This is a genomic window from Nocardia sp. NPDC051787, assembly GCF_040681325.1.
Lineage (GTDB): Bacteria > Actinomycetota > Actinomycetes > Mycobacteriales > Mycobacteriaceae > Nocardia.
Genome location: NZ_JBFAYO010000007.1, coordinates 52,458 through 79,364 on the forward strand (window position 1 = coordinate 52,458; position 26,907 = coordinate 79,364).

General features: G+C 69.3%; 25 protein-coding genes. 14 read left to right on the top strand and 11 right to left on the bottom strand.

Annotated elements, in window-relative coordinates; genetic code table 11:
• The first annotated feature begins 104 nt into the window (after nt 1-104).
• Nucleotides 105-1,715, top strand: coding sequence for a chaperonin GroEL (gene groL, locus AB0M45_RS09640; protein ID WP_364325047.1), 1,611 nt, complete (start codon nt 105-107; stop codon nt 1,713-1,715).
• Nucleotides 1,716-1,934: 219 nt separating this feature from the next.
• Here the strand turns inward: groL and AB0M45_RS09645 are convergent, their stop codons facing one another.
• The 3 genes from AB0M45_RS09645 to AB0M45_RS09655 form a co-directional block, all read right to left on the bottom strand.
• A complete protein-coding gene (locus AB0M45_RS09645) occupies nt 1,935-2,186 on the bottom strand; it encodes a hypothetical protein (RefSeq protein WP_364325050.1) in 252 nt (83 codons plus the stop codon).
• Nucleotide 2,187: 1 nt separating this feature from the next.
• Nucleotides 2,188-2,763, bottom strand: coding sequence for a sigma-70 family RNA polymerase sigma factor (locus AB0M45_RS09650; protein WP_364325053.1), 576 nt, complete (start codon nt 2,761-2,763; stop codon nt 2,188-2,190).
• 480 nt (nt 2,764-3,243) lie between these two features.
• On the bottom strand, nt 3,244-3,537 hold the full coding sequence (locus tag AB0M45_RS09655; protein ID WP_039796164.1) for a WhiB family transcriptional regulator: 294 nt from the start codon (nt 3,535-3,537) through the stop codon (nt 3,244-3,246).
• 626 nt (nt 3,538-4,163) lie between these two features.
• Here AB0M45_RS09655 and AB0M45_RS09660 point away from each other — a divergent pair.
• From AB0M45_RS09660 to AB0M45_RS09670, 3 genes are all read left to right on the top strand, one after another.
• The gene (locus AB0M45_RS09660) at nt 4,164-5,036 is read left to right on the top strand and encodes a hypothetical protein (RefSeq protein WP_364325056.1); all 873 of its coding nucleotides are present in this window, start codon (nt 4,164-4,166) and stop codon (nt 5,034-5,036) included.
• Between the two features lie 140 nt (nt 5,037-5,176).
• Nucleotides 5,177-5,755, top strand: coding sequence for a sigma-70 family RNA polymerase sigma factor (locus AB0M45_RS09665; protein ID WP_195128916.1), 579 nt, complete (start codon nt 5,177-5,179; stop codon nt 5,753-5,755).
• Nucleotides 5,748-6,884: an anti-sigma-D factor RsdA gene (locus AB0M45_RS09670; protein ID WP_364325059.1), complete on the top strand. Its 1,137-nt coding sequence runs from the start codon at nt 5,748-5,750 to the stop codon at nt 6,882-6,884. Before AB0M45_RS09665 ends, AB0M45_RS09670 begins: the two co-directional genes overlap by 8 nt.
• A 198-nt stretch (nt 6,885-7,082) precedes the next feature.
• On the opposite strand, the gene AB0M45_RS09675 is transcribed toward AB0M45_RS09670, so the two are convergent.
• Nucleotides 7,083-7,496: a DUF5319 domain-containing protein gene (locus tag AB0M45_RS09675; RefSeq protein WP_011207424.1), complete on the bottom strand. Its 414-nt coding sequence runs from the start codon at nt 7,494-7,496 to the stop codon at nt 7,083-7,085.
• A 227-nt stretch (nt 7,497-7,723) separates the two neighbouring features.
• On the opposite strand from AB0M45_RS09675, the gene guaB reads away from it, so the two are divergent.
• Entirely contained in the window at nt 7,724-9,268 is a 1,545-nt protein-coding gene (guaB, locus tag AB0M45_RS09680; RefSeq protein ID WP_364325063.1) for an IMP dehydrogenase, read from the top strand.
• Between the two features lie 388 nt (nt 9,269-9,656).
• A complete protein-coding gene (locus AB0M45_RS09685; protein ID WP_364325066.1) occupies nt 9,657-10,820 on the top strand; it encodes a GuaB3 family IMP dehydrogenase-related protein in 1,164 nt (387 codons plus the stop codon).
• 55 nt (nt 10,821-10,875) lie between these two features.
• Here the strand turns inward: AB0M45_RS09685 and AB0M45_RS09690 are convergent, their stop codons facing one another.
• Nucleotides 10,876-11,694, bottom strand: a complete 819-nt coding sequence (locus tag AB0M45_RS09690) for an alpha/beta fold hydrolase (protein WP_364325069.1) — start codon at nt 11,692-11,694, stop codon at nt 10,876-10,878.
• A gap of 119 nt (nt 11,695-11,813) precedes the next feature.
• On the opposite strand from AB0M45_RS09690, the gene guaA reads away from it, so the two are divergent.
• Nucleotides 11,814-13,388: a glutamine-hydrolyzing GMP synthase gene (gene guaA, locus AB0M45_RS09695; RefSeq protein ID WP_364325072.1), complete on the top strand. Its 1,575-nt coding sequence runs from the start codon at nt 11,814-11,816 to the stop codon at nt 13,386-13,388.
• A gap of 320 nt (nt 13,389-13,708) precedes the next feature.
• Here the strand turns inward: guaA and AB0M45_RS09700 are convergent, their stop codons facing one another.
• Nucleotides 13,709-13,927 carry a hypothetical protein gene (locus tag AB0M45_RS09700; RefSeq protein ID WP_364325075.1) on the bottom strand — a complete coding sequence of 73 codons (219 nt, stop codon included), beginning with the start codon at nt 13,925-13,927 and terminating at the stop codon, nt 13,709-13,711.
• The gene (locus tag AB0M45_RS09705; RefSeq protein WP_364325078.1) at nt 13,920-15,533 is read right to left on the bottom strand and encodes a PspC domain-containing protein; all 1,614 of its coding nucleotides are present in this window, start codon (nt 15,531-15,533) and stop codon (nt 13,920-13,922) included. Before AB0M45_RS09705 ends, AB0M45_RS09700 begins: the two co-directional genes overlap by 8 nt.
• Nucleotides 15,534-15,928: 395 nt before the next feature.
• Here AB0M45_RS09705 and AB0M45_RS09710 point away from each other — a divergent pair, with 395 nt between their 5' ends.
• Nucleotides 15,929-17,218, top strand: a complete 1,290-nt coding sequence (locus AB0M45_RS09710; RefSeq protein WP_364325561.1) for a PspC domain-containing protein — start codon at nt 15,929-15,931, stop codon at nt 17,216-17,218.
• Nucleotides 17,219-17,309: 91 nt separating this feature from the next.
• Nucleotides 17,310-17,954 (top strand): response regulator transcription factor, encoded by a 645-nt coding sequence (locus AB0M45_RS09715; protein ID WP_364325081.1) that lies wholly within the window; start codon nt 17,310-17,312, stop codon nt 17,952-17,954.
• Nucleotides 17,955-18,020: 66 nt separating this feature from the next.
• Here the strand turns inward: AB0M45_RS09715 and AB0M45_RS09720 are convergent, their stop codons facing one another.
• A complete protein-coding gene (locus AB0M45_RS09720; RefSeq protein WP_364325084.1) occupies nt 18,021-19,142 on the bottom strand; it encodes a serine/threonine-protein kinase in 1,122 nt (373 codons plus the stop codon).
• 336 nt (nt 19,143-19,478) lie between these two features.
• Between AB0M45_RS09720 and AB0M45_RS09725 the strand changes: the two genes are divergently transcribed.
• From AB0M45_RS09725 to AB0M45_RS09735, 3 genes are all read left to right on the top strand, one after another.
• On the top strand, nt 19,479-19,601 hold the full coding sequence (locus AB0M45_RS09725; RefSeq protein ID WP_364325087.1) for a hypothetical protein: 123 nt from the start codon (nt 19,479-19,481) through the stop codon (nt 19,599-19,601).
• Between the two features lie 144 nt (nt 19,602-19,745).
• Nucleotides 19,746-20,528: a hypothetical protein gene (locus AB0M45_RS09730; RefSeq protein ID WP_364325088.1), complete on the top strand. Its 783-nt coding sequence runs from the start codon at nt 19,746-19,748 to the stop codon at nt 20,526-20,528.
• Nucleotides 20,529-20,616: 88 nt separating this feature from the next.
• Entirely contained in the window at nt 20,617-22,131 is a 1,515-nt protein-coding gene (locus tag AB0M45_RS09735) for a DNA polymerase Y family protein (RefSeq protein WP_364325564.1), read from the top strand.
• A gap of 5 nt (nt 22,132-22,136) precedes the next feature.
• Here AB0M45_RS09735 and AB0M45_RS09740 read toward each other — a convergent pair whose 3' ends face one another.
• The gene (locus tag AB0M45_RS09740) at nt 22,137-23,012 is read right to left on the bottom strand and encodes an LLM class F420-dependent oxidoreductase (RefSeq protein WP_364325090.1); all 876 of its coding nucleotides are present in this window, start codon (nt 23,010-23,012) and stop codon (nt 22,137-22,139) included.
• Between the two features lie 72 nt (nt 23,013-23,084).
• A complete protein-coding gene (locus tag AB0M45_RS09745) occupies nt 23,085-23,783 on the bottom strand; it encodes a class I SAM-dependent methyltransferase (protein ID WP_364325093.1) in 699 nt (232 codons plus the stop codon).
• Nucleotides 23,784-23,957: 174 nt separating this feature from the next.
• On the opposite strand from AB0M45_RS09745, the gene AB0M45_RS09750 reads away from it, so the two are divergent.
• Both AB0M45_RS09750 and AB0M45_RS09755 read left to right on the top strand, forming a co-directional pair.
• Nucleotides 23,958-24,713 (top strand): alpha/beta hydrolase, encoded by a 756-nt coding sequence (locus AB0M45_RS09750; RefSeq protein ID WP_364325096.1) that lies wholly within the window; start codon nt 23,958-23,960, stop codon nt 24,711-24,713.
• A gap of 222 nt (nt 24,714-24,935) precedes the next feature.
• The gene (locus tag AB0M45_RS09755) at nt 24,936-25,844 is read left to right on the top strand and encodes a sucrase ferredoxin (RefSeq protein WP_364325099.1); all 909 of its coding nucleotides are present in this window, start codon (nt 24,936-24,938) and stop codon (nt 25,842-25,844) included.
• A gap of 15 nt (nt 25,845-25,859) precedes the next feature.
• Here AB0M45_RS09755 and AB0M45_RS09760 read toward each other — a convergent pair whose 3' ends face one another.
• On the bottom strand, nt 25,860-26,831 hold the full coding sequence (locus tag AB0M45_RS09760; protein ID WP_364325102.1) for an SDR family NAD(P)-dependent oxidoreductase: 972 nt from the start codon (nt 26,829-26,831) through the stop codon (nt 25,860-25,862).
• Between the last annotated feature and the right edge of the window lie 76 nt (nt 26,832-26,907).

A 26,907-nucleotide genomic window follows, 5' to 3' on the forward strand; every position in this document is an offset into this window, starting at 1 on the left:
GTGACCCGGGGCGGAGTGCGTTGGCCGGCGCCTTCGGCGCATTGCCTGGCGTGGCTTCGGTAAACCACCCGGAGCGCCGCGAACCCGATACAGGAGCAAAACACATGGCAAAGCAGATCGAGTTCGACGAGAAGGCTCGTCGGGCTCTGGAACGCGGTGTCGACAAGCTCGCCGACGCGGTGAAGGTCACCCTCGGCCCGCGCGGGCGTCACGTCGTACTCGCGAAGGCCTTCGGCGGCCCGACCGTGACCAACGACGGCGTCACCATCGCGCGCGACATCGAGCTGGACGACCCGTTCGAGAACCTCGGCGCGCAGCTGGTCAAGAGCGTCGCCACCAAGACCAACGACGTCGCGGGCGACGGCACGACCACCGCCACCGTGCTGGCCCAGGCGCTGGTCCGCGCCGGCCTGAAGAACGTTGCGGCCGGCGCGAATCCGATCGCCGTCGGCTCGGGCATCGCCAAGGCCGCCGACGCGGTCTCCGAGGCGCTGCTCGCACTGGCCACCCCGGTCTCCGGCGAGCAGGCCATCGCGCAGGTCGCGACGGTCTCCTCGCGCGACGAGGAGATCGGCGGAATGGTCGGCAAGGCGCTGACCACGGTCGGCAAGGACGGCGTTGTCACCGTCGAGGAGTCCTCCACGCTGCAGACCGAACTCGTCGTCACCGAGGGCGTGCAGTTCGACAAGGGCTACCTCTCGCCGTACTTCGTCACCGATGCCGACAGCCAGCAGGCCGTCCTCGAGGACGCGTTCGTCCTGCTGAACCGCGAGAAGATCAGCTCGCTGCCGGACTTCCTGCCGCTGCTGGAGAAGATCGCCGAGAGCGGCAAGCCGGTGCTGATCATCGCCGAGGACGTCGAGGGCGAGGCGCTGTCCACCTTGGTGGTCAACGCGATTCGCAAGACGATCAAGGCGGTCGCGGTGAAGGCGCCGTTCTTCGGCGATCGCCGCAAGGCGTTCCTCGACGACTTGGCCGTGGTCACCGGCGGCACCGTGGTGAACCCCGACCTGGGCATCTCCCTGCGCGAGGCGGGCATCGAGGTGCTCGGCAAGGCGCGTCGCGTCGTCGTCACCAAGGACGACACCACCATCATCGACGGCGCCGGTTCCGCGGCGGACATCGAGGCCCGCGTCACGCAGCTGCGCCGGGAGATCGAGTCCACCGATTCCGACTGGGACCGCGAGAAGCTCGAGGAGCGGCTGGCCAAGCTGGCCGGTGGCGTCGCGGTGATCAAGGTCGGCGCGGCCACCGAGACGGCGCTCAAGGAGCGCAAGTACCGCGTCGAGGACGCGGTGAGCGCTGCCAAGGCCGCCGTCGAAGAGGGCATCGTGCCCGGTGGCGGCACCGCTCTGGTGCAGGCGAGCGCCAAGCTGGCCGAGCTGCGCGACGCGTTGTCCGGTGATGAGGCCGTCGGCGTCGAGGTGGTGCGCACCGCGCTGCGGGCGCCGCTGTACTGGATCGCCACCAACGCGGGCGTGGACGGCGCCGTGGTGGTCAGCAAGGTCGCCGAGGGCAAGGAGGGCTTCAACGCCGCCACCCTCAGTTACGGTGACCTGCTTACCGACGGTGTCGTCGACCCGGTGAAGGTGACCCGCTCGGCCGTCGTGAACGCGGCGTCGGTCGCGCGCATGGTGCTCACCACCGAGAGCGCCGTGGTCGACAAGCCTGCCGAGGAGCAGCACAACCACGGACACCACGGCCACGCGCACTGAGCAGGGACTGCTCGAGCATCCAGGCGACAAGGCCCCCGAACCACGCGGTTCGGGGGCCTTGCCCGTGCACACGACGACCCGACGTCGGCGACTGCTGGCGGTACCGGGGTATTCCGAAGCTCGACACGCTGTCTGGCGCGGAACCGGAAGACGATCCTGGGCGGTCCGACCGCTACGGGTCGGCGCGCGCGGAGCGGGAAGCCTTGGCGGCGGCCGGTTTCAGCTGGCGACCGGTGGCTGCTGCGCGGTGACGGCCGCGAGTAAGCGAAGACGCAGCGACGGCGGCGGGGTGGCCGCCGCGGCTGTGGCGAAAGCCGAAAGAGCTTCTCTGGTATCTCTCACGCGCTCGGCGAACTCCGCGCGTAGCACGGGGTCCTCGCTGTCGAGCAGTTCCTGTACTTCGTGATGGTCTTCGTCGTCGATCGATCCGAGCGCGACGGCGTGCGCGAGATCGATCTGGCGTTCGTTCATCTCACGTCACCCCCAAACTTCTTTTCAGTCGTGTCAATCCGTCCCGAATCCGGGACTTCACAGTAGGTAACCCTACGTCGAGGTAGGTGGCTACCTCCGCATAGGTTCGCCCGCCGTAGTAGGCGAGCGAGATGGCTTCCCGCTGGGTCTCCGTCAGGGTGGCGAGACCGGCCAGGACGGCCTGTTGCTCGAACCTGCGCTCGACCTCTTCGGTGACCTCGTCGAATTCGTTGCCCAGAACCCGAATCCCATAGGCGACTTCGCGTTGGGTGTGGGCCTGCTCGGCGCGGACCCGGTCGACGGCGCGCCGGTGCGCGAGCGTCATCAACCACGTGACCGCCGAGCCCTTCGCCGGGTCGAAACTCGCTGCCATCCGCCAGATCTGCAGATAGACCTCCTGCGTGGTCTCCTCCGCGTATCCCGGATCATGCAGCACGCGCAACACCAGACCGAAGACGCGCGCACACGTCCGGTCGTACAACTCGGCGAATGCGTCTTGGTCGGCGTGGCCGCATCGATGCAAAAGGGCGGCGAGCTCGATACTTTCGGCTGCGCGTGCCGTAACCGCAGAATCCACCGTGGGTGGGAAGGCTTCTCTTCGGAACGAGTCGCCCTCTGCGGCTGGCGGCCGCGTTGTCACAACGCTCCATTCTGTGTCATCAGTCACTACCGTAGCGCGTCGCTATGACCTCCCTTCCGGTGGGGTACCCGCGAACTGACGGTAGGCCAGCGGCTCCGCGAAAAACCGCGACACGCCGGACATCTCTCGGAAGGAAACACGCCGTGACCCGCTGTGTCCGATCGGCGGCACTCCAGGCCCGTCGTTCGCGCCCGCCGAGCGTGCCCGCAACACGCCGGACCGACAGCCGCACGGCCCTCGACCGTGCGCCACGGCGGCCGGCCGATCGATGGTGACCGATCGGAACCCACGCGCCGATCTCCGGCGTTGAACCGATCACCGTGATGCGTGCGCGGCTCGGCCCGGAGCTTGTTGCAGTGGCCCGTTGTTTGCTAGGCATTCGACGCCCGGCGGCGTCCGGATGGGAGGGGATTCGGCTCAGACGGCCATGCGGCGGCGGTTGCGCCGCGCGTGCATCTCGCGCTCGGTCTCCGACATGCCGCCCCAGATGCCATAGGGCTCGCTGACTTTCAGCGCGTGCGCGCGGCACTGCATGAGCACCGGGCAGGTGCGGCAGATCTCCTTGGCGCGCATCTCGCGCGCGGTGCGGGCTCGGCCACGCTCCCCATCGGGATGGAAGAACACCGCGGAATCCTGCCCGCGGCAAGACCCTCGCATCTGCCAATCCCAGACATCGGCGTTAGGTCCCGGAAGGTGGGTCGGCATGGGCATGGTGAACTCCTCGTGGTGCGAGCTCGTCAGCATTGTCGAGCAGTTGTTCTGCAACGGTCGTGGGCCACGGCGCCGTGTCGGCGAAGGTGCCCTGGGGCTCGCCCTTCGCGGTCGCTGCAATTTCGCGCGGCGCCGTCCGTGGCGATGAGCTACGTTAGGTCCAGCCGCGAAATTCCGTCAATAGTTCGGCGCAGCAGTTTTCCAAATCTCGCGCTGCCAAATTTAACCTCCGGACTGTTTACTTTTTGCATTGGTTCCGGCGATACTGTTCGGTTGGCCGGTGGACCGTGGCTCCGTCATGCACTGAACGAAGTCGAGTTTGCGCAGGTAGGGGCGATTTTGTTGCTCTAGCGGCGCCCTGGGTGCCGATGTCGGCCGTATGGCGGCGATCACCGCTGCCCCTCGGGCGTTCGCGTCGTGCGGATCGGAGATGGCGGAAACGGGGCGGGCGGGTTAATTACACGAAACACGCATGAATTCCCGGGGCGGGCGCTCGGCGATTGCCGGAGCGAGATTTACCTAATGGCAACATGGGCGCGCGACCGAAATGCTGAGAGGTTGCCAGCGGGCTGCTGGCGGCCTTTCCGTTGGACCGTCCCTGGTCCGGCACGGGATAGAGTGCGCCCGTGTTCGCGCCCGCTCCACTCGGAGATCCTCGTCTCGTTGTCCTCGCCGAGGCCGCCTTCGGGGCCGATCCCGGTCGTGCCGCCACCGAGTTGCCGCCCGCATCGGATGCGCTTGGTTGGTGGTATCGCGCGGTGGTTCTCGGTGGCCAGGGGCGCTACGCCGCGGCCAGGGTCGAATTGCGCAAAGTATGCAACCACAGCGCCGACCCAGTGCTCCTCTCACTGGCGGGAAGTGCGGAAGGATCTTTTCTGCGCCAGCTCGGCTGGCACGAGCGTGCCTCGGCGTTGGACGGACGGGCCGCCGCGCTGATCCTCGCGACCGACGCCGCAACCGAAGCCGTCGCGACCGGGAGCGCCCCCGACGCCCCCTACCGTCCCAGCCGCGGCGACGCCATCTGCGACGCACTCACCGGACTCGCCGCCGACGCGCTCGGCACCGGACGGCTCGCGCTCGCCGATCGGCTGCTGCGGCGCAGCGCGGCGGCGGCGCGCCGGCACCGGACCAGCTGGCGTCCCGCGGTCCGGCTGCACTGGGTGTCCGCGGAAACGGCTTTGGCGGCAGGCGATTCCGGGTCCGCGGCCACGCATGCGGCGGCCGCGCTGGAACTGGCCGAGCGCACGCCCTCGGTGCGGCATCAGGTCAAGTCCCGCCTGCTGGTCGCCGCGGCCGCCGCGGCGTGCGACGCGCGCGAGCGATCGGTCGCGTTGAGCGAGGAGGTCGTCGGACAGTGTCGCGCGCACGACCTGCTTCCGTTGCGCTGGGCTTGCGCCATGCTTCGTGCCGGACTCGGCGTCGAAGGCGCCGCGGCGGAAGCGGACGAGTGCGCCGCGATCGTCGCTCGCCGCGGCGGGGCACTGCGTTCCCCTTGGTAGCTGGCAGATGATCACGGAGAACACCGTGTTGCCAAGTTCCCGCCAACGGGTCGCTATTGTTAGATCCGTTCCGCCCCTTCGGTGGAAGCACTGGTCGTCACCGGACCGTGCCACTTGTAACGCCAGGAATATCTCTGACGATGACGCACACGGGCGAAGAGTTGGACCTCGCCGTCGCTGCCGCTGCGCAGGGCGACAGATCCGCTTTAGCTCAAGTACTCGGGATGATCCGCCCGCTGGTGGTGCGCTACTGCCGCGCGCGGATCGGAGCCGCGGAGCGTGGGCAGCTCTCCGCGGACGACGTTGCGCAGGAGGTTTGCCTGGCTGTGATGACCGCCTTGCCCAGGTATCAAGACCAGGGCAGGCCCTTCATGGCCTTCGTGTACGGGATCGCTTCGCACAAGGTCGCCGACGCGCATCGCAACGCCGCCCGTAACAAGGCGGAGGCGATGGCCGAAGTACCAGATGTCATATCCACCGACCAGGGACCGGAACAACGAGCTCTCGAGTCCGAGACGAGCAGGCAGATGAACCGTCTGCTCGCGACGCTTCCTGAGAAGCATCGGGAGATCTTGATCCTGCGCTTGGTCATGGGTTTGTCAGCGGAAGAAACCGCAGTCGCCGTGGGCAGTACGGCGGGTGCGATACGGGTCGCCCAACACAGGGCACTCGCGAAACTCAAGTCACAAGTGGCGAGGGCAGGTGAAATGTATGGCTAGGGATGGCGAGCGCGGTCGGGGTGACTGGAAGGCGCGGCTTGGATCGCGGAACAGCGGTCCCTACGCCGAGGCGTCCGGTGACAGCGGCCCGGTCGACATCGCCGCGGTACGCCGCGACGATGCTCTGATCGACGCCATCGCCAGCGATGGTCCGGTGCACACCGACAGCGCCGAGGAGTATCAGCTCGCGACGCTGCTCGCGGATTGGCGGGCGGAGCTGGTCGCCCCGCCGATGCCCGCGGAGCCGGATCTGGACGCGATCGTGGCCGCGGTCAACCAGGAGATCGGCGCGCGGCAGGCTCGCATCGGGGCACACACCGGTGGGCGGCTACGGCTACTTCGCCCGATCATGGGCACCGCGGCGGCACTGGCCCTGGTCATCGGCGGCATGACAGCGTTCTCGTACAACGCTGAGCCGGGCGATCCGCTGTGGCGGGTCAAGGAGGTCGTGTTCAGTGAGCAGGCCCAGACGACCGTGGTGCAGCGGGCCGACAACGATCTGAGTCAGGCGTCGGCGCTGGTCTCGCAGAACCCGACGCAGGCGAAGGAGCGTCTGGAGCGGGCCAGGGAGACTGCCGATCAGGTCAGCGACCCGGAGAAGCGTAGCGAACTGATGACCGAGTGGCAGCGTTTGCTCGCCGAGCTGCGCAAGTACTCGCCGGAGCTGGCCGACCAGCTCGAGTCGACGGCGCCGAAGACCACCGACCCGCGGGCGACCCAGGGCAACAGCGCGACCACGCGGCCCAATCCGGCGACCGGCGGCACCGGCACGACGATCCTGCAGCCGCCGGTGGAACAGTCCGGCAAGCCGACGCTGTCGCCGGAGGTCACCGCGCCGAACGGCGGCGGTGCGCCGACCACCGTGCCGCCCATGACCACCGTGCCGCCTGCGGCGACCACGCCGCCGCAGGTCACCGTGGAACCCACCACCCCGGCCCAGCAGCCGCCCACCGCGCCGACAACGGACGTGGACCCGCCAACCGTCGTGCAACCGACGGCGGACACCGGGGGTCCTCCGACGGCGCCGCTGCCTCCCACGCGGGTACAGACCCCGACCAACTACACGCCTCCGACTGTCGTCGTGCCCAACGCCCCCATCAACCCGGGTACGTTCCCGCCCGGTCGCTGAACCGAAGAACTCTCGAAAAAGACATGAACCGATCGCCATCCGGTGGTCGGTTTTCTGTCTGTTCGACTATCGGCGCGGCGGTCTGCCGACGACGGGCCATCCGCCTACCACCGTGATCGTGTGCGTCGAAAATCACAGTGGCAAGCATCGGGTACGCGAGCCTCCAGTGGGCCGCGTTCGTCTGTGGGGAGAGCTGTCTCAGCTGTCGAATCCGTCGAACCCGTCGCCGTGGAAGGCCTCGTTCATCGAGGCGTCCGCGTAGCCACGGCAGTAGTCCCAGGTGACATACGCCTCGGGTGTCGGGTCGTAGGCGGGCTCGTGCGGGCGGACCGTGCCGTCGACCAGCAGCTGCAGCAAGTTGGCGCGCAACATGTCCCAGTCGTGGTAGTGGTCCTGCCTGCAGTCTTCGCAGCTGACCACGAGTCCGCGGATACCGCGGTGGGCCAGCAGTGCCTCGTACACCGCGAGGTCGGCGAGATCCTCCTCGACCGCAAGGCGCTCGTGGGGATCCAGCGGTTCGCCGGGCTCGATGGCATCGAGCGCGGCCGACGGGTCGGAGGGGTCTCCGGCGAATGGATCCGGCGGCAAGCCAGGTGGTAGATGGTCGCGCACATCCCCACGGTACGCAGAACAGGCCCATCTGCGCCAGCGATGCGGCCTGCCAGTTTCGGTGGTGGCCTCACTTCGTCGGCGAGTTCACCGGACCGATACCATGGAGCAATGGCTACGGCGGGTCCCGACAGCACCGCCGCCGAACGCCACCGTCCATCCCATCAGCCGTCCCGACGCCGGTTCGTCCGGCGCCGGTCGCTATCGACGTCCAGGAGGGGTCGATCCGAATGAGTAATCCCGTATCGGGCGAACGAATCGCAGTCCGCCCTCCTACGGGTGGCGACGATCCGAACAAGATCGCCATGCTCGGCCTCACGTTCGACGATGTGCTGCTGCTGCCTGCCGCGTCGGATCTGATCCCCAGTTCCGTGGAGACTTCCAGCCTGTTGACCCGGGAGATCCGGCTGCGCACCCCACTGGTCAGCTCGGCCATGGACACGGTGACCGAGGCGCGGATGGCCATCGCGATGGCCCGCGCGGGCGGCATGGGCGTGTTGCACCGCAACCTTTCGGCAGCCGACCAGGCATCCCAGGTGGAGACGGTCAAGCGGTCCGAGGCGGGCATGGTCACCGACCCGGTCACCTGCCGTCCGACCGACACCCTCGCCGAGGTCGACGCGATGTGCGCCAGGTTCCGCATCTCCGGGCTTCCCGTGGTGGACGAGACCGGCGCGCTTGTGGGCATCATCACCAATCGCGACATGCGTTTCGAGGTGGACCAGGACCGCCGTGTCGCCGATGTGATGACCAAGGCCCCGCTGATCACCGCGCAGGAGGGCGTGACCGCCGAGGCCGCGCTCGGTCTGCTGCGCAGGCACAAGGTGGAGAAGCTCCCGATCGTCGACGGCAACGGACGGCTGCGCGGGCTCATCACCGTCAAGGACTTCGTCAAGACCGATCAGTACCCGAACGCCACCAAGGACCGCGACGGCCGCCTGCTGGTCGGCGCCGCGGTCGGCGTCGGCGAGGACGCGTGGTCGCGCGCCATGACGCTCGCCGACGCGGGCGTCGACGTGCTCGTGGTGGACACCGCGCACGGTCACCAGGCGCAGGTGCTGCAGATGGTGACCAAGGTGAAGACAGAGGTCGGCGACCGGATCCAGGTGGTCGGCGGCAACGTGGCCACCCGGGCGGGCGCGGCGGCCCTGGTCGAGGCGGGCGCGGACGCGGTCAAGGTCGGTGTCGGCCCCGGCTCCATCTGCACCACCCGCGTCGTCGCCGGCGTCGGCGCGCCGCAGATCACCGCGATCCTGGAGGCGGTCGCGGCGTGCAAGGCCGCGGGTGTCCCGGTGATCGCCGACGGCGGCATCCAGTTCTCCGGCGATATCGCCAAGGCCATCGCCGCGGGCGCGTCCACCGTGATGCTGGGCTCGTTGCTCGCAGGTACCGCCGAATCGCCGGGTGAACTGATCCTGGTCGGCGGTAAGCAGTTCAAGAGCTACCGCGGCATGGGCTCGCTGGGCGCCATGCAGGGCCGCGGGCAGGCCAAGTCGTTCTCCAAGGACCGTTACTTCCAGGACGACGTGCTTGCCGAGGACAAGCTGGTGCCGGAGGGCATCGAGGGCCGGGTGCCGTTCCGCGGGCCGGTCAACCAGGTCATCCACCAGCTGGTCGGTGGGCTGCGCGCCGCCATGGGCTACACCGGTTCGCAGTCGATCGCGCATCTGCAGGACGCGCAGTTCGTGCAGATCACCGCGGCGGGTCTCAAGGAGAGCCACCCGCACGACATCACCATGACCGTCGAGGCCCCTAACTACACCGGACGCGGCTAGCCCGCTACGTTCATGTACAGGACCAACCGGTCCGTGCATGATTGAGCTGCTCGTGGGCTTCGGTAACCGAGCCGGCCGCGCGGCAGCGGTCCGCTCGGCCCGCCCCGTGACCACCGGAGGTGCGAGTCCTACGAGCGTCCGTTCGTGGCCCGGCCGCGTCGGAGTGCGGCGAAGCGCACGCGCGAATTCGCCCCGCTCTGCGCGAGCCACAGGGGCGCGAACACGTAGCGCCAGTGGCGCTGCGACAAAACGAAGACGGCCCAGCTCGCGTTCGAGCGGCCGGAGCGCATGCGACGGCAGTCGCGGTCTCGGCCGCTCGGAAACGAAGCCACCGAGGGCCGCGAATGCGCAGCGCCGCATGCGCGGCAGAAACATTAAGGAGATATGCGTGCGCGACATGGTGGAGATCGGCATGGGCCGGACCGCCCGGCGTACCTACGAGCTGGACGACGTCGACATCGTCCCCTCGCGCCGGACCCGCTCGTCGAAGCAGGTGTCGCTGTCCTGGCAGCTGGATGCCTACCGCTTCGAGATCCCGTGCCTCGCGCATCCGACCGACGCGCTGGTGTCGCCGGAGTTCGCCATCGAGTTGGGCCGCCTCGGCGGGCTCGGCGTGATCAACGGTGAGGGCCTGTGGGCGCGGCACGCGGACGTCTCCGCGAAGATCGACCAGTTGCTCGAACTCGTCGGCAAGGGCGGCTACGAGCGCGCCGTGGCGATGCTCCAAGAATTGCACGCCGCGCCGATGCAGCCGGATCTGCTCGCCGCCGCGGTCGCGCAGGTCCGTGCGGCCGGTGTCACGGTCGCGGTGCGGGTGAGCCCACAGAACGCGCGGACTCTCACCCCGGCGCTGTTGCAGGCGGGCATCGACCTGCTGGTGGTGCACGGCACGATCATCTCCGCCGAGCATGTCGGCGACGGTGAACCGCTGAACCTCAAGACCTTCATCGCCGAGCTGGACGTGCCGGTGGTCGCAGGCGGCGTGAGCGATCACCGCACCGCGCTGCACCTGATGCGCACCGGCGCGGCGGGCGTGATCGTCGGTTACGGCTCCTACCCCGGTGCGACCACCACCGGCGAGGTACTCGGCATCGGTGTGCCGATGGCGACCGCGATCGCGGATGCCGCCGCCGCCCGCCGCGACTACCTGGACGAGACCGGTGGCCGCTACGTGCACGTCATCGCCGACGGGGACATCGCCACGTCCGGCCAGCTGGCGAAGGCGATCGCATGCGGGGCGGACGCCGCGATGCTCGGTGTGCCGCTCGCCGTGGCCGCGGAGGCGCCGGGCCGTGGCTGGTACTGGCCGTCGGCGGCCGCGCATCCTTCGGTGCCGCGCGGTTCGCTGCTGCACGTGGACGATCCGTGGGACCTCGGCGGCGAGCCGGAGGGCGGCAGCGTGCGCCCGACCCTGGAGCGCGTACTCTACGGTCCCTCGGACGATCCGTTCGGCACGCTGAATCTCGTTGGTGGCCTGCGGCGTTCGATGGCCAAGGCCGGTTACTCGGATCTGAAGGAGTTCCAGAAGGTCGGGCTCAGCGTTCGTGCTTGATTTGCAGCGCCACGAACGGCGCTCGTAAGACTCGCGCCCGACTCGCGTGGCGGGTTCACCGCGCCCGGGTCGCTTTCGTCTTGCGGGCCGGCTTCGTCCTGGTGCGCAGGAACTGCTGGATCGCGTGGTTGATCGGCTCCGGATGGGTCATCGTCACCGCGAGTCGCGCGTTGGCGATCTCGACGAAGGTGGCGCCGGACAAGCCGCGGGCCAGTTGCCGGGCGCGCTCGCGGTCCATTCCGCTGTCGGTGGGGTGGATCACCAAGGCGGGGCAGGTGATTTCGCGGAGCCGGTCCAGCACCGAATCCCGGCTGAGCAGGCAGCCCGCGGCGGCTTCGATGCCACGCCGGTCACGCACCAGCCAGCGCTGGGTCCAGATCGTGCGATACCACTCGTCGTCGCCGATCAGCCAGGAGGCCAGTTGACGCGCGGCCCGTTCGCGGGAGCCGTCGTCGTACCACTGTTCGAGGAACTTCTGGGTGGCGGTGGACTGCTCGGGAGTGGGGCCGTGCGCTTCGGTGCTGATCAGGATCAGCGCGGAGACCCGTTCCGGCGCGATCAGCGCGGTGCGCAGTGCGGTGAAGCCGCCCTGCGCGGTGCCGCCGACCACGGCCTGTTCGGCGCCGAGGTGATCGAGCACGGTCAGCGCGTCGCGCGCGGCGGTCCAATAGGTGAACGGTAGGCCCTCGTCCCTGGTGCGGCCGTGGCCGCGTGCGTCCCAGGAGACGATCCGGAATTCCGGTGCGAGCGCGGCCATTTGGGCGGCGAACATGGTGCGGTCCATGAAGAACTCGTGCGCCAGCAGTACCACCGGGCCGTCCCCGCCGCTGTCCTCGTAGTGGATGTGGGCATCGATCGCGCGGGCGAAGGGCACGAGCAGAAGGATAACCAGCGCGGCGGGGGTTCGCGGGACGATTCGGTCGGCCGACTCGGTCGTGCGCGCGGACGCTGTGCCGATGATTCGGTCGTTTCGCCGCTCACTAAACTGTGTGGGTGGCACAAACCCAGAGACCGGTCCTCGTCGTCGACTTCGGAGCTCAGTACGCGCAGCTGATCGCACGGCGGGTTCGCGAGTCGAGCGTGTTCTCCGAGGTGGTTCCGCACACCACGACGGTGGAGGAGATCGCGGAGAAGCAGCCGCTCGCGGTGATTCTCTCCGGCGGTCCGGCCAGCGTGTACACCGAGGGCGCACCGCAGCTGGACCCACGGCTGTTCGAGCTGGGACTGCCGGTGTTCGGCATCTGCTATGGCTTCCAGGCGATGGCGCAGGCGCTGGGCGGCACGGTCGCCCACACCGGCACGCGCGAGTACGGCCGCACCGAACTCAACATCGACGGCGGGTTGCTGCACGGCGGCCTGCCCACCATCCAGCCGGTATGGATGAGCCACGGCGATGCGGTCACCGACGCGCCGGAGGGCTTCGAGGTCACCGGCACCACCGCGGGCGCGCCGGTCGCCGCGTTCGAGGACCGCGCGCGCCGCCTGGCGGGTGTGCAGTACCACCCCGAGGTGCTGCACTCGCCGCACGGTCAGCAGGTACTGAGCCGGTTCCTGCACGAGCTCGCGGGCATTCCATCGACATGGACCCCGGCGAACATTGCCGAGTCGCTCATCGCCTCGGTGCGCGAGCAGGTCGGTGACGGGCACGCGATCTGCGGGCTGTCCGGTGGGGTGGACAGCGCGGTCGCCGCCGCGCTGGTGCAGCGTGCCATCGGTGACCGGTTGACCTGCGTCTTCGTCGACCACGGCCTGCTGAGGGCGGGGGAGCGCGAGCAGGTGCAGCGGGATTTCGTCGCCGCGACCGGCGCCAAGCTGGTGACCGTCGACGCGGTGGACAAGTTCCTCGGCGAGTTGAAGGGCGTCACCGATCCCGAGGAGAAGCGCAAGATCATCGGACGGGAATTCATCCGGTCCTTCGAGGACGCGGTGGGCGAGGTGGTGCTCGAGCACAGCGACGCGGACGGCGCGACGCCGAAGGTCGAGTTCCTGGTGCAGGGCACGCTGTATCCGGACGTCGTGGAGTCCGGCGGCGGCAGCGGCACCGCGAACATCAAGAGCCACCACAATGTCGGCGGGCTGCCAGAAGACCTGGAGTTCGAACTGGTCGAGCCGCTGCGCTTGCTGTTCAAGGACGAGGTTCGGGCCGTGGGCCGCGAGCTCGGCCTGCCGGAGGAAATCGTTGCCCGCCAACCGTTCCCGGGCCCGGGTCTCGCCATCCGGATCGTCGGTGAGGTCACCGCGGACCGCCTGGAGACCTTGCGCCGCGCCGACGCCATCGCTCGCGAGGAGCTGACCGCGGCGGGCCTGGACGGTCAGATCTGGCAGTGCCCGGTCGTGCTGCTGGCGGATGTCCGCAGCGTCGGCGTGCAGGGCGACGGCCGCACCTATGGCCACCCCATCGTGCTGCGCCCGGTTTCCAGCGAGGACGCGATGACCGCCGACTGGACCCGTCTGCCCTATGACGTGCTCGAACGCATCTCCACCCGGATCACCAACGAGGTGGCCGAAGTCAACCGCGTAGTCCTGGACGTGACCAGCAAGCCGCCGGGCACCATCGAGTGGGAGTAATTCCGCGCCTTCACATTCCCGAGCAGCTCTGCACACCCACTGCCGCGGTGTGAACGGGTCAGCGCGGCCGGTGCCAAGTGGCGCTGTGCAGGACCAAGTGGCCCAAGAGCGTTCCGTTGGTGGTGCAGAGGTGCGGTCTGCCGCGTGGATCGGGTGGTGTGGGTCTGGCGGCGGGCTCGGCCTGAGCGCCGTTCTGGTCGGGCTTCATCGGTACTCCTGTCGTGCAACGACAATGGGCAGTGGGGTTCGGCTGCGTGCGCCTCACACGCTTCGCGAAAAGGTCTGTCCGTGTCGGCGGGCCATTCGTAGCGGCCGGATGATCACGATCGTTTACGCGGGGAGATCACCAGCAGGATGCCGATGACGATCGCGGCGAGCACCACGATCCAACCGAGCGGGAGCATGCTGGCCGCGGGCCAGGACGCGGGACCGATGAAGCCCAGCACGCTCACCGCGAGGGCCAGCAGTCCAGCGATGAGCAGCGAGGCGGCCGGGCCGCGGCGGGATTCGCCGGTGTTGTTCTTGCCGGTCTCAGCCACGGCGCACCTCCACGTTTCCGAACCGGACGTCGACGTTCAAGTCGAGCACCGGCGCCCCAGGTGTGTTCGGGCCGCTGATGCCGTTGTCGCAGATGGCTTCGGCCATGGATGCCGTGCAGTGGGTGCGGACCGTCAGGTCCGCGGGCAGCAGTACGCGGACTTCGGCCATGTCGGCGTCGATGTTCACGGCGCGGTTCTCGGTCAGTTTCAGCGAACGCAGGTCCAGCGTGCCGGAGCCCATGGTCACCTTGTACTGCGGCGCCAGGTCGGCGGCGGAGGTCGGCGCCCAGATGTGGTCGCCCATCGCGCCGCGGTCGAACTCGATCGGGCCGACGGCGGAGGCGAGCAGTACGAATCCGGCGAGTGGCGCGGTGAGCACCAGCAGGCCGTAGCCGCGGTGCAGGAAAGCGCCGAGCACCAGGCCGAGCCCGATCACCGCCAGCGCTGCCGCGCCGATCCGGCCCGGCGTCATCCACTCCGCACCCGAGGCCGCCGCCGCGCCCGCGCCGGCGGCCGCGAGGATGGCCAGGCCGATGACCACCGGGGTCAGCCGCGAGCGCGGGCGCTTCGCCGGTGGCGCCACGGCGGTACGGACGGGCGCAGGTTCCGGAAGGTCCCAGGCCAGCGGGGCGACGCCGAGCGGATCCCAGGACGGAGGGATTGCGCCCCCGACGATCGCGGGGTGCGCCGCCGCGGGACGGTTCGTGCCGGTCGCGGTGTCGGCGAAGTCTTCGCCGAGCGAGATGGGGCCGGCGGTCGGTGACTCGGCCGGTGCGGAACCGGCGCCGGTGGACGGGGCCAGGTCGGCTCGGTCGCTGCTCTTCCCGCTGCCAGCTGCGGCCGGTCCGGTCTGCGCGGTATCCGATTCGGTAGGTCCGGCCTGATCAGGAGGTGGGCTCACCGCGGATTTGTCGAGCACTACGGTCGCGGTGTCGCCCTGCTGGTCGGCCATTCCCTTGTCCAGCAGAACCGGCTCGGCGTCGCCATCCGTTCGGACCGGCGTTTCCGGGACATACGAATCCGGGAGTTTGGTGTACGGCGTGTACATGGCGCTCGGTGGTACGTACATGTCGCCGACGGTCCGGGGCGCTACCGGCGGGAAGACCGCGCCGGGGTAGCCGGTGGCGGTGATCCCGCCGTCCGGGGCGAACCCGCCGAACGCTTCGGTGGTGCCCGGCGGCGGCGCGGGCGTGCGCATGTGCAGCATCCACCAGCCCGCCAGCATCAGCGCGAGGCTGATCAGGCCGGACCCGCCGAGACCGACGCCGACCGGACCCATCGTGCTGACCGCGATGGCCAGCGCCACGATCAACACGATGCTCTTGGTCTGCGACTGTGAACTGTGTCCCTTACCGACCAGCGACTCGGCCGCTGACACCTGGTCGCCCGCCGCGCTCAGCAGCAGCCAGGCCAGCAGGTAGAGCACGATGCCCGCGCCGCCGAAGATCGTCGAGACCACGAACGCGACGCGAACCAGCACCGGGTCGATGTCGTAGCGCCGCGCGAACCCTGCCGCGACGCCCGCGATCGGGCCCTGCCGCGGCAATCGCACCGGCCGCGTCTGCCACATCTGCTGGAGCTGATCGCCGAAGCTGGTTTTCGTCATGTTTTCCATGGTGGGCCCGACCCGTGCGTCGGCACATCGGGGGGAACCCTGAAAAATATCGGGGACACTTTGGACCGACCTTGTCGTCCCCTGGCCCCTGGTCAGTGCACTGATCTACCTCTTGGCGGACTTGTCGCACGGGTGCTGCCCCGGACGGCGAACACCGTGGAACGGCACGCTGCCGGGAACGGGCGGCGGAGTCGGTACGACCAGCTTCGGTCCTGATCAGCGTGGTGCCCATGGGTGAGATCAGGGTGATTCCCGATGGCTGGCCGTCGGGTGGTCGTGCCAGTATCGAAGGCATGTACCCGTCTGTTCCCGCGTTCGACACTCGGGGGTTCGACGCTGCCCGCGGTCCCGCGCCCGCGTTGGTCCCGGAACTGCCGCAGGCGCGGATGGTGCGCCGATCGGGCGGACGGATCGTCGGCGGGGTGGCGGGTGGCCTGGCCGATCACCTCGGCGTCGACGTGTTCAAGGTGCGGATGGCGTTCGTGTTGCTGTCCGCGCTGGCGGGGGCGGGCATCGCCGCGTATGGGTTGCTGTGGATATTCACGCCGGGTGGCTCGGACCAGGCGAAGCCCTCCGGCGCGGAACGGCGGCAGGCGATCGGGCTCGCCCTGCTCGGGCTCGGGCTCGCGGTCGCCGTGTCGTGGGTGTTCAGCGGCACGGCGGCCAAGGTGATCGCGCCGATCGTCGTGGTCGCGGTCGGCGCGGCGCTGGTGTGGCGGGAATACGACGTCGACGGCCCGCGCTCGTTGCTCGGGCTGCCCGCGCGGCCGTCGGTGGTGACCTGGTCGCGCATCGTCGCCGGAGCGACGCTGATCGTGGTCGGCCTCGGTGTGGTGGTGCTGGCCAGGATCGATCTGAGTTCGCTCGGGTCGGCGTTGCTCGCGGTGGCGGTTACGCTGATCGGCGCGGGATTGCTGACGGTTCCGCTGTGGCTGCGCATGATGCGCGCGCTGAACGCCGAGCGTGCCGCGCGCATCCGCAACGAGGAACGCGAGGAGATCGCCTCCCACCTGCACGACTCCGTGCTCCAGACGCTCGCCCTCATCCAGCGGCAGGCCGACGACCCGCAGGAGGTGGTGCGGCTGGCCCGCAGCCAGGAGCGGGAGCTGCGCAAATGGCTGTTCGAGGATTCCGGTCCGGCCCAGTCGAGTCTGGCCGCGGCCCTGCGCACCATCGCGGGCGAGGTGGAGGACCAGCACGGGGTGAAGGTGGCGCCGGTGACCGTGGGGGACGTATCGATGGACGTCGACGGCTCCGGGGTGGGTTTGCCCAAGGAACATTTCACCGCGCTGCTCGGCGCGAGCCGGGAAGCGCTGGTCAACGCCGCGAAGCATGCGGGTGTCCCGGAGATCGACCTGTTCGCCGAGACCGAGCCGCACCAGGTGAGCGTTTTCGTCCGCGACCGCGGCGACGGATTCGACCTCGCGTCCGTGCCGGAGGATCGCCGGGGCCTGGCCAAGTCCATCCGCGGGCGGATCGAGCGCCGCGGCGGCCAAGTGGAGATCCTGTCCGCCCCCGGCCGCGGCACGGAGGTGCGAATCATCATGCCCCGCAGCGATTCCGGTGGCCAGGATTGCGATGCGAATGCCACCGCCACATCCCAGGATTCGCCGGCCGCCGCTGCCATGCCTGAACCGGTGCCGATGCGGGAACAACCGGCGCGCCCTGGAAGGTGACGATGTCCAACGGACAGTTAAGGTGGCAAGGCAGAACGCAAATCCTGTGCCACCCGACTGGTACGGCCTGAAGACGCGGAGAGGCGGGCGAGTGACGCTTACGCGAGTCTTTCTCGTCGATGATCATGCCGTTTTTCGGTCGGGGGTGCGCGTGGAGTTGAGCCGGGAGGCCGACATGGAGGTGGTCGGTGAGGCCGGTGGCGTGGCCGAGGCGGTCGCCGGGATCAATGCGGCGCGCCCGGATGTCGTCCTGCTCGATGTGCACATGCCCGACGGTGGCGGGGTCGCGGTGCTGTCCGGTATCGAGCCGGGGCCGGTGTGTCTGGCGCTGAGCGTGTCCGATGCGGCCGAGGACGTGATCGCGGTGATCCGGGCCGGGGCCAGAGGCTATGTGACCAAGACGATTTCGGGATCCGAGCTGGCCGACGGCATTCGCCGGGTGGCCAGCGGCGACGCGGTGTTCAGTCCGCGGCTGGCCGGGTTCGTGCTGGACTCGTTCACCGGAAAGTCCCCGGTGCCCGAGCCGCCGCTGGATCCCGAACTGGACTCGCTGACCCCGCGCGAACTGGAGGTGCTGCGCCTGCTCGCCCGCGGCTACACCTACCGGGAGATCGCCGAATCCCTGTTCATTTCGGTCAAGACCGTGGAGACCCACGCCTCCAATGTGCTGCGGAAAACCCAGCAATCCAATCGCAACGCCCTGACTCGCTGGGCACATCGCCGCCGTATCGATTGACCGCTCTTCGCCACATCCGTGCGAGGCCGAGTACCAGCTTGCGCCCGTCAGGGGTGCGAGGGCGCGTCAGAGGACGGCGACGATGATCGCGATGATGATGATCAGACCGATGAGCAAGCCGACGGCGATGGCCAGCGGGGCGTTGCTCGGCTGAGGAGTTCTGGCGCGCTGAACCGGCGTGGCTGCCCTCGCCCCGGCGTGGTTGCGGTGCGGGCGGGGCAGCGGCGTGGAGTGCGGGCTGCGGATGCCCGATGCCGAATTGCGCGCCGCCCAGGACGGGATGGTTCCGTCCTCGGTGCGGACGGGCGCGCCGATGATGTACGGTCCGGTACCGGGACCGAAAGCGGCCGTGAGGATTTCGTCCCGCGCCTCGGCCATGGTCGGGCGGCGCTGCGGGGCGGGCTCCATCATGTGCAGCAGCGCCTGCGTGAGCACGCCGCTGCGGCTCGGCGGGATGATCTGCGCCATGGCGGCGCGCTGCACGACAACGTCGCTGTCCTCGTGGAAACCGAACGGAGGCTGGCCCTCGATCGCGGTGTAGAGCGTGGCGCCGAGCGAGAACACATCGCTTGCCTTGGTCGGCTCCGCGCCGCGTGCCACTTCCGGAGGCAGGTAGGAGGGGGTGCCGGTGATCACGCCGTCCGGTTCGTCGGACACCTCGCCCGCGCCGCGGGAAATGCCGAAGTCGCTGATTTTGGCCATGCCGACGCCGGGACCGCGATCGGCGACAAGGATGTTGCCCGGCTTGATATCCCGGTGCACGATGCCCACCGCGTGCGCGGCCGCGAGCGCGTCGGCGACCTGCGCGCCGATCTGCGCGACCTCGATCGGCGGCAGCGTGTCGACCAGTGCGAGCGCCTTGGCGACGCTGCGCGAGGGTAGGTGCTCCATCACCAGCCAGGGTTCACCGGCCTCGAGCACCACGTCGTACACGGCGATCGCGTGATCGTGCGAGAGTTTCGCGGCGACCCGGCCCTCGTGCATGATCTGGTTGCGAACCGCGTTGGCCTCCGCCTCGTCGAGTCCGGCCGTGGTGAGAACCTGTTTGATCGCGACGTCCCGGTCGAGCAGCCGGTCGTGTGCCAGCCAGACCGCGCCCATGCCACCGCCACCCAGCTTCGACTGGAGACGGTAGCGGCCTGCGACGAGGTATTGAGGGCCGACAGTAGGACGAGCGCGTTCGGTCACGGGTGCAGGGTAGCGGAAAATACGGCTAGCTGGACTCCCCCGCTCCTCCGCCTCTCCGCGTCTTTAGGCCGTACTAGCGAGTGCCATGCGATTTGCGTTCAGGTCCTGCGTTGGGTGCCGCGCGAGTTCTGGGCGTACCCGGTGAGTTACCCATGTACTTGCGAAATCAGTCGGTGCGTTTGCAGCGCGTGCTGATCGAGTCCGGTTCTGATTGTCGGCGGCGGGTGTGGGCGGCTTCGATGCGCGGACGGGCATCGTCGGGATCGCGGTTCATGCAGCACCTTGCCGTGAGCGGGCCGCTGGACCGCGGCCGGGGAACACAGATGGCGAAGCGGCGTGCGGAACGGGGTTCGGGTCGACGCCGACGGCTGGTCGGTCGACCTGCGCATGCTGATCGCGGGACCGGTTCCCGTGATCACGTCCGGCAACCGTTCGGCGCGACACGGGCGCGGTTCTTGACGAAACCCGGGGGTCGGTTTCTACTGGGTCGGTATCGAACGTATATTCGAGACAGATCGATAGCTGGATCGGTGCTGCTGCTCGAATCGTGCGGGCTGCTCCGCATGCTTCGCCTCGGGTCCATCGTGGAAGTAGGTGGTTGAGATGGGTTCGGATGCGATATCGCAGGAGGGGGGTGCGCTGCCGCGTGGCGATGGTCGGGAGAACCCTCCATCGCTGGCTGAACTGCGCAGACGGATAGCCGCGGTACCTGGGCGCGGGGAATCGGGCACGGCGCGGCACGGCCAGTTGGACGCCGGGCGGCGCATCGGGGCGTTGCCGGTGCCCGCCGCGCTCGCGCCATTGTTGCCCGATGGTGTCTTGGTCAAGGGATCTGTGGTGGCGTACTCGGGGGCGAGTTCGCTGCTGGCCGGGTTGCTCGCCGCGGTGACCGAGGAGGGTGGGCATGCCGCGGTGGTCGGAATGCCCCGGCTCGGATTGCTCGCCGCGGTGGAGATGGGAGCGCAGCTGCGGCGGCTCGCCGTGATCGCCGACCCCGGCCCCGACCCGGTGGAGGTGGCCGCGGTGCTGCTCGACGGGCTCGACCTGGTCGTGCTCGGGCTCGGCGGCGGCGCCGTTCGGTCCGCCCGCGGCAGGGTCATCGCGGCCCGCGCCCGCGCCAAAGGCGCCACCCTCGTGGTCGCCGACGGCCGCTGGCCGGGAGCGTCCCTCCACCTCGACGCCCGCATCGCGGGTTACGCCGGTCTGGGCCGCGGGCGCGGGCGACTGCGGTCGCTCGGCTTGACGGTCGAGGTGCGCGGAAAGACGGGACCGCCCCGGCGCGGACGGCTGGACCTGTGCCCGAACGCGGGGCGCGTCGAATGGGTGCTGCGCGAAAAGTCGACGCGGCCAGTCGAAGCCGTCGACACGCAGGAGGCGGTGTCATGAGTGGTGGTGCGGCACCGTGACTCGGCGGAGACCGAAGCGGGTGCTCGCCCTGTGGTGTCCGGATTGGCCCGCGGTCGCCGCGGCGGCGATGGCGGGACTTCCCGCGACGCGGCCGGTGGCGGTGCTGTTCGCCAACCGGGTCGTGGCGTGTTCGGCGATCGCGCGAACCGAGGGGGTGCGCCGCGGGCTGCGACGCAGGGAGGCGCAGGCGCGGTGTCCCGAACTCTTTCTCGCACAGGATGATCCGGATCGGGACGCGCGATTGTTCGAGCCGGTGGTCGCCGCGGTGGCCGCGACGATGCCCGGCGTGGAGGTGTTGCGACCCGGACTGCTCGTGCTCGGCGCACGCGGCGCGGCACGGTTCTTCGGCTCCGAGGAGGCCGCGGCCGAGCGTCTGGTCGACGCGGTGGCCGTGGCCGGGGCGGAGGCGCAGATCGGGATCGCCGATGAGCTGTCCACGGCGGTGATCGCCGCTCGCCGTGCCGCGATCGTGCCCGCGGGCGGGGGAGCGCGGTTCCTCGCCCCGCTGCCGGTGGGGGAACTCGCGATCGAACCGAGCTTGGCCGCGCCAGAGCGCGCCGACCTGGTCGACCTGTTGCATCGCTTGGGGTTGCGGCGAATCGGTGATTTCGCCGCGCTGTCCTCCTCGGAGGTCACCTCCCGGTTCGGCGCCGACGCCGTGCTCGCGCATCGCTGTGCCAGGGCCGAACCGGAGCGTCCACCGTCCGCGCGGCGGCCACCACCGGATCTGGTGGTGGAGTACCGTTGCGATCCGCCGATCGAGCGGGTCGATGCCGCCGCCTTCGCCGGTCGCCTGCTCGCCACCCGGCTGCACACCGCACTCGCGGATGCCGGGCTGGCCTGCACCAGGCTCTCCGTATTCGCGGAAACCGCTGCGGGAGGGCTTCTTTCGCGGATCTGGCGGTGCGCCGAGCCGCTGACGCCGGAGGGCGCGGCGGACCGGGTGCGCTGGCAGCTGGACGGTTGGCTCACCCGGCGGGACGGCGCGCGGCCCACCGCGCCGATCATCGTGCTGCGGCTGGAACCCGTCGAGGTGGTCGCGGCGGGTGCGCTGCAACTCGGGTTGTGGGGCGGGGTCGGCGAGGAGGACGAGCGCGCCCGCCGCGCGCTGGTGCGGGTGCAGGGCCTGCTCGGCGGGGAAGCGGTGCGGGTGGGCGTGCTCAGCGGCGGACGCGGACCCGCGGAGCGCATCACCATGGTCGCGCTGGGTGACGAACTCGTCCCCGCGACCGACCCCGCACAACCCTGGCCGGGCCGGCTACCCGAGCCCGCCCCCGCCGTGATCCTGCTGAATCGTCCGCTGGTGCGGTTGGAGGCCGCCGACGGCGCTCTCGTCAAGGTCACCGACCGCGCCATGTTCGACGCCGACCCCACCCTGCTGCGCTGGGGAAGCAAACAGTGGCGGTTGACCGGTTGGGCCGGGCCGTGGCCGGTGGACGAACGGTGGTGGGCGCCGGATTCGGACGACGCCGAATTCACCGCCCGCGCCCAGGTTCAGCTCGACGGCGCCCCGGCGGACAGCCGGGTGGTCTTGCTGGTCTACCACGACGAAACCTGGCGCGTCGAAGGGCTTTACGACTGAGCGTGCTAGCCGAGCTCGGCGAGCTGCCGGACGGCCGGTGCCATGCCGTCGATCCAAGCGGCCGGCGAGCCGGTGGCCGGGACGACGATGACGGTGTGCACGCCGAGCTTGGCGTAGTCGGCCATCTGCCGGACGAACTCGTCGCGGGTGTCCGGGCTCGGCCGCGGGTTGTTCGCGACGATCGTCTTGCGAATCCGGTCGTAGTCCCGGCCGACGTCGTCGCAATGCCGTCGCAATACGTCGAGCTTGTGCTCGACATCCGCGGGTGCGGAGCCGAACAGATTGCAGGCGTCGCCATATTGCGCGACCAGCCGCAGCGTCTTGCGCTCCCCGCCGCCGCCGATGAGCACCTTGGGTCGATTGATCGGCTGCGGCGAGCAGAGCGTCTCGGCCAGCTGGTAGTACGTGCCGTCGAATGCTCCGTTGTCGTGCGGGTCCCACATCTGCCGGCAGATGCGCAGCGTCTCCTCCAGCCGCTCGAACCGTTCGGCGACCGGTGGGAACGGCACGCCGAGCCCGCGGTGCTCGCGCTCGAACCACGCCGCGCCGAGACCCAGCACCGCCCGGCCGCCCGACAGGACGTCGAGTGTGGTGACGATCTTGGCGAGCAGGCCAGGGTGCCGGTAGGTCACGCCGGTGACGAGCAGGCCGAGGTCGACGCGGGAGGTGTGCGCGGCCAAGTAGCCGAGCGTGGTGTAGCCCTCCAACATGTTCGACTCCGCTGGCAGGCCGGTCGGCTCTATCTGGAAGTAATGGTCCATGAACGACAACCAGGTCGCACCGGACTCCTCCGCCGCGGCGCCTACTCTGGCCAGCTCACCGGCGATGGCGGTGGTCCCGCCGTCGATGTCGAATATGGGTAGGTGAAAACCGAGCTCCATGAAGCGATTCCCTTGTACTGGACAACCCTGTATCAGCGCACACTAAGTGCTGGAGTGCACTCCAGGTCAAGCTCACACCGGGCGCGACCAGACCGTCGCCAGGGTGAACGGATGTCCGCGCAGATCAGCCCATTTCGGCTTGCGTGCCAGCCACGCGTCGTCGATCAGCGCTTCGGCGACCTCGGTCAGGACCCAGTTCGCGGCCAGACCCGCCGACAGGTGCTCGCTGATCAGGTGCAGGTGGGTGTCGATCGCGACCGGCTCACCGGAGACGCCGGTGTAGTGCGTCGGCATTCCGGACACCATGATGAATTGCGGGTGGTAGCTGATCGATACGAATCGTGCGCCAGGTGCGGCGAGGCGCCGGGCTTCGGCGTAGAACGGCGCCAATTCCGGCAGGTGCTCGTCGATCAACGAGGCGATTACCAGGTCGTAGGCGCCATCCGGTAGTCCGGTGGCCCGCACGTCCGCTCTGCTCAGCGTGGTGTGCGCCCCGCGTTCGGCGGCCAATGCCAGCATTCCCTGGCTCACGTCGACCCCGTCGATGTGCGCGATCCCGCGTTCCCGCAGCCAGCTTCCGGTTCGCCCGGAGCCGCAGCCCAGGTCGGCCGCGCGCCGCACGTCGCCGAAATCCAGTCGCAGTCGTCCCAGCAGCGCGAGATCCATCTCGTCGAGCACTGTCTGCTCGTAGGTCGGTGCCCATCCGTCGTACCCGGTGGCCACGTCGACGGTGCGATAGTTACGACGGTCGAAATCGGCGAAGGATGGCATGCGGCGAGTATTCTCCCGAGTTCCGCGCCCCGCCAGGCATTTACGCGTCGCTTCGAACAGGGCGGTTCGCGATATCCGGAACACGCTCCTCGGCTAGCGCTGCACCGCGGTCATTTCGAGTGATCCAGGTAACACTGGGCGGGTCACTGTGGACGACCAGTATTCTCGTTGGTCGTGGATCTGACGGTAGGCCAAGTGGCATTCGGAGACGTGCGGATCGCCTATCGGGATTCGGGCATCGGCGCGGTGAGCGACATTCCCGTGATGCTGGTGCACGGCATGGGCGGTGACGGACACACCTGGGACCGGTTCGCCCGTGTGCTGGTGCAGTCCGGGCGCCGCGTGATCATCCCCGATCTCCGTGGACACGGCCGTAGCTCACATACCGATTCCTACCGGTTCGACGACTTCGGCGCCGATCTGCTGCGGCTGTGCGACGAACTGGAGCTGCCCGCGGTGGATCTGGTCGGGCATTCGCTCGGCGGCTACGCGGTGTCGTGCGTCGCACAGGAGCGGCCGGAGCTGGCGCACAGGCTGGTCATCGAAGAATGCCCGCTTCCGTTGCAGTCCGGCGCCGAGGAACTGCGCCTGACCCGGCGCTTTCCCACCGTCCCCGAGCTGTGGCACGCCACCTCCAGTCTGGTCCGGCACCCCCGCGCGGTGCTCGCGTTCGACCGCTCCATGACGAAGACCGCGCTGGAACAGTTCCGCAAGCCGAACCCGGAGTGGTGGGACCGGCTCTCCGATATCACCGCGCCCACACTGGTGCTGTGCGGCGGTCCCGGCGGCATGGTCGATCCGGCGAAGCTGGACGTCCTGCGGGCCGGCATCCCGGACTGCACGGTGACCACGTTCACCTGCGGCCACAGCATCCACCGCGATCGTTACCGGGAGTTCGCGGCGGCCGTTCGGCCGTTCCTGGCAGGCTGAACGTTCTCCGTGCCCCATCCGGGGGTGTGCGGCGTCCGGATCCTAGAGTGAGGGAATGTCCGCGTACGACCGTCCGCTGTTGTCCGATGAACAGCATTTCCGTGCCCGGGCGAGGGTCGACTCCCTGCTCAGCGGTGGATTCGCGTCGAGAAGGGCGGGCGTAGCCATCCTCGACCTCGTGGGCGCGCCGCGTCAGAGGCCCGCGGGGTGTGCCGGGTGCCGATGAGTGGCTTCGAGGGCATGCTCTGTTCGGCCGCCGCGGCGGTCGATGTTCCGTTGCCGGGTACCGCGACCCGCGTCACCGGTTGGCTGTGTGTGGAGCACCCGGGCGCCTGGGGCCGGGACGTGCTCGGGGACGAAGTGCTCGGGCCGGAGATCACCGCCGAACTGGCGGCTCGCACGGCGGCGGCGCACGTCCGCCCGACGCTGATCCGCCGCCCCGGTCGCAGGGAATTCACCGGCACCCGAACGGTTCTGCTCGCCAGCTCGGGCCGCGCGGAGCCATGGTGCGAGCGTCTCGAGATCACCGACCTGACCCAGCTGCTCGAGCTCGACCTACAGCTGCTGAACGGTCCGCCGCCGGGAATCGGTGTGCCGGTGCGCGATCCGCTGGTCCTGGTGTGCGCCCACGGCAAGCGCGACCAGTGCTGCGCCCTCCTGGGCCGCCCCATCGCCGCGGATCTGGCACAGAGATATCCGGGGCGGGTCTGGGAGTGTTCGCATACCGGCGGGCACCGGTTCGCACCCGCGATGGTGCTCTTGCCCCAAGGCCTGACCTACGGTCGCCTCAACGCCGCGGCCGCCGCGGATATGGTCGAGGCAGCCCGTCGTGGTGAGGTTTCGATGACCGGCCTGCGTGGCCGCAGCTGCTACCGGCCGATCGAGCAGGTCGCGGAAATCGCCGTGCGCGAACGGATTTCCGCTCGCGTGGACGATCTGACCGTCGAGTCCGAGCCGACCTCGGCCGAAGCGACTATCGCGGGCGCCGCGATCGTCACCCATCGCGATGGCCGTCGCTGGCGCGTCACCGTCCGCACCCGGGCTCTTGCTCCCCGGCAGGCGAGCTGCAATGCCGCCCCGAAAGCGGTGACGGCACTGATCGCGGACGACATTCAACCGCTTACTCCCTGACCGTCACCGCGGGTCTCACCAGTGCGTGCCGGGTACCCAGCGCGCAGCACGCCGCAAGGCGGTGCCGGTGACGCGGCGAGCGGCCGACCGGGGCCGCGGTGCGCGGCGAGGCGCGGGCTCGGCCTGCTGCTCGCCGGGCTCGATCTGCTCGCCCTTGGCGGCGGGAGAATCGGGTAGGGCACGGTAATAGCGATGCAGGATGCGGTCGCGGATCTTCGGGGTGAGCAAGGCGCCGTATTCGGCGATGGTGCCCAGCGGCACGTCGATGCGCTTGGGGCGTTCGGTCAGCGCGCGCACGATGGTCGCGGCCGCCCACTCCGGAGACTCGGCGGGACCCTGGTCGCCGCTCGGAGCGATCATCGGTGTGCGTACCAGCGGCAAGTGGATGGTGGTGAACGTGACGCCGTCGGCCATCGTTTCGATCGCGGCCACCTCGGTGAACTTGTCCAGCGCCGCCTTGCTGGCCAGATACGCCGAAAACCGCGGCGTGGCCACCTGCACGCCCGCGCTGCTGATGTTGACGATGTGCCCGAACTTGCGTTCCCGCATCTGCGGCAGTAGGGCCAGCGTCAACCGCAGCGCGCCGAAGTAGTTGACCGCCATGGTGCGTTCGAAGTCGTGCAGCCGGTCGGTGGAGCGGTGGATGGCGCGGCGGATGGAGCGTCCGGCGTTGTTCACCAGCATGTCGACGTGGCCGTGCTCGTCCAGCACGGTCTTGACCACGTGGTCGACGGAGTCGGCATCGGTCACGTCGCAGGAATACGCGTAGGCCGAGCCGCCGGCGGCCTTGATCTCCTCGACCACGGCGGCGAGTTCGTCGCCGCGGCGAGCGAGCAGGAACACCGCGGCGCCCTTGCCCGCGACGGCCAGGGCCGCCGCCCGTCCGATTCCGGACGACGCGCCGGTGATGAGGACATGCCGTCCGGTGAGATCGCGGTTGCGGCGCCGCACCTGTCCACGCAGGTCGGCGGTCTCTGCGTCGGTCATGCACTGCTCCTTTGCAGGTCGTGATGGAATGAACTTACTCCGAAGTAAGTTTACTGCCAAGTGATCCCGGTCACGT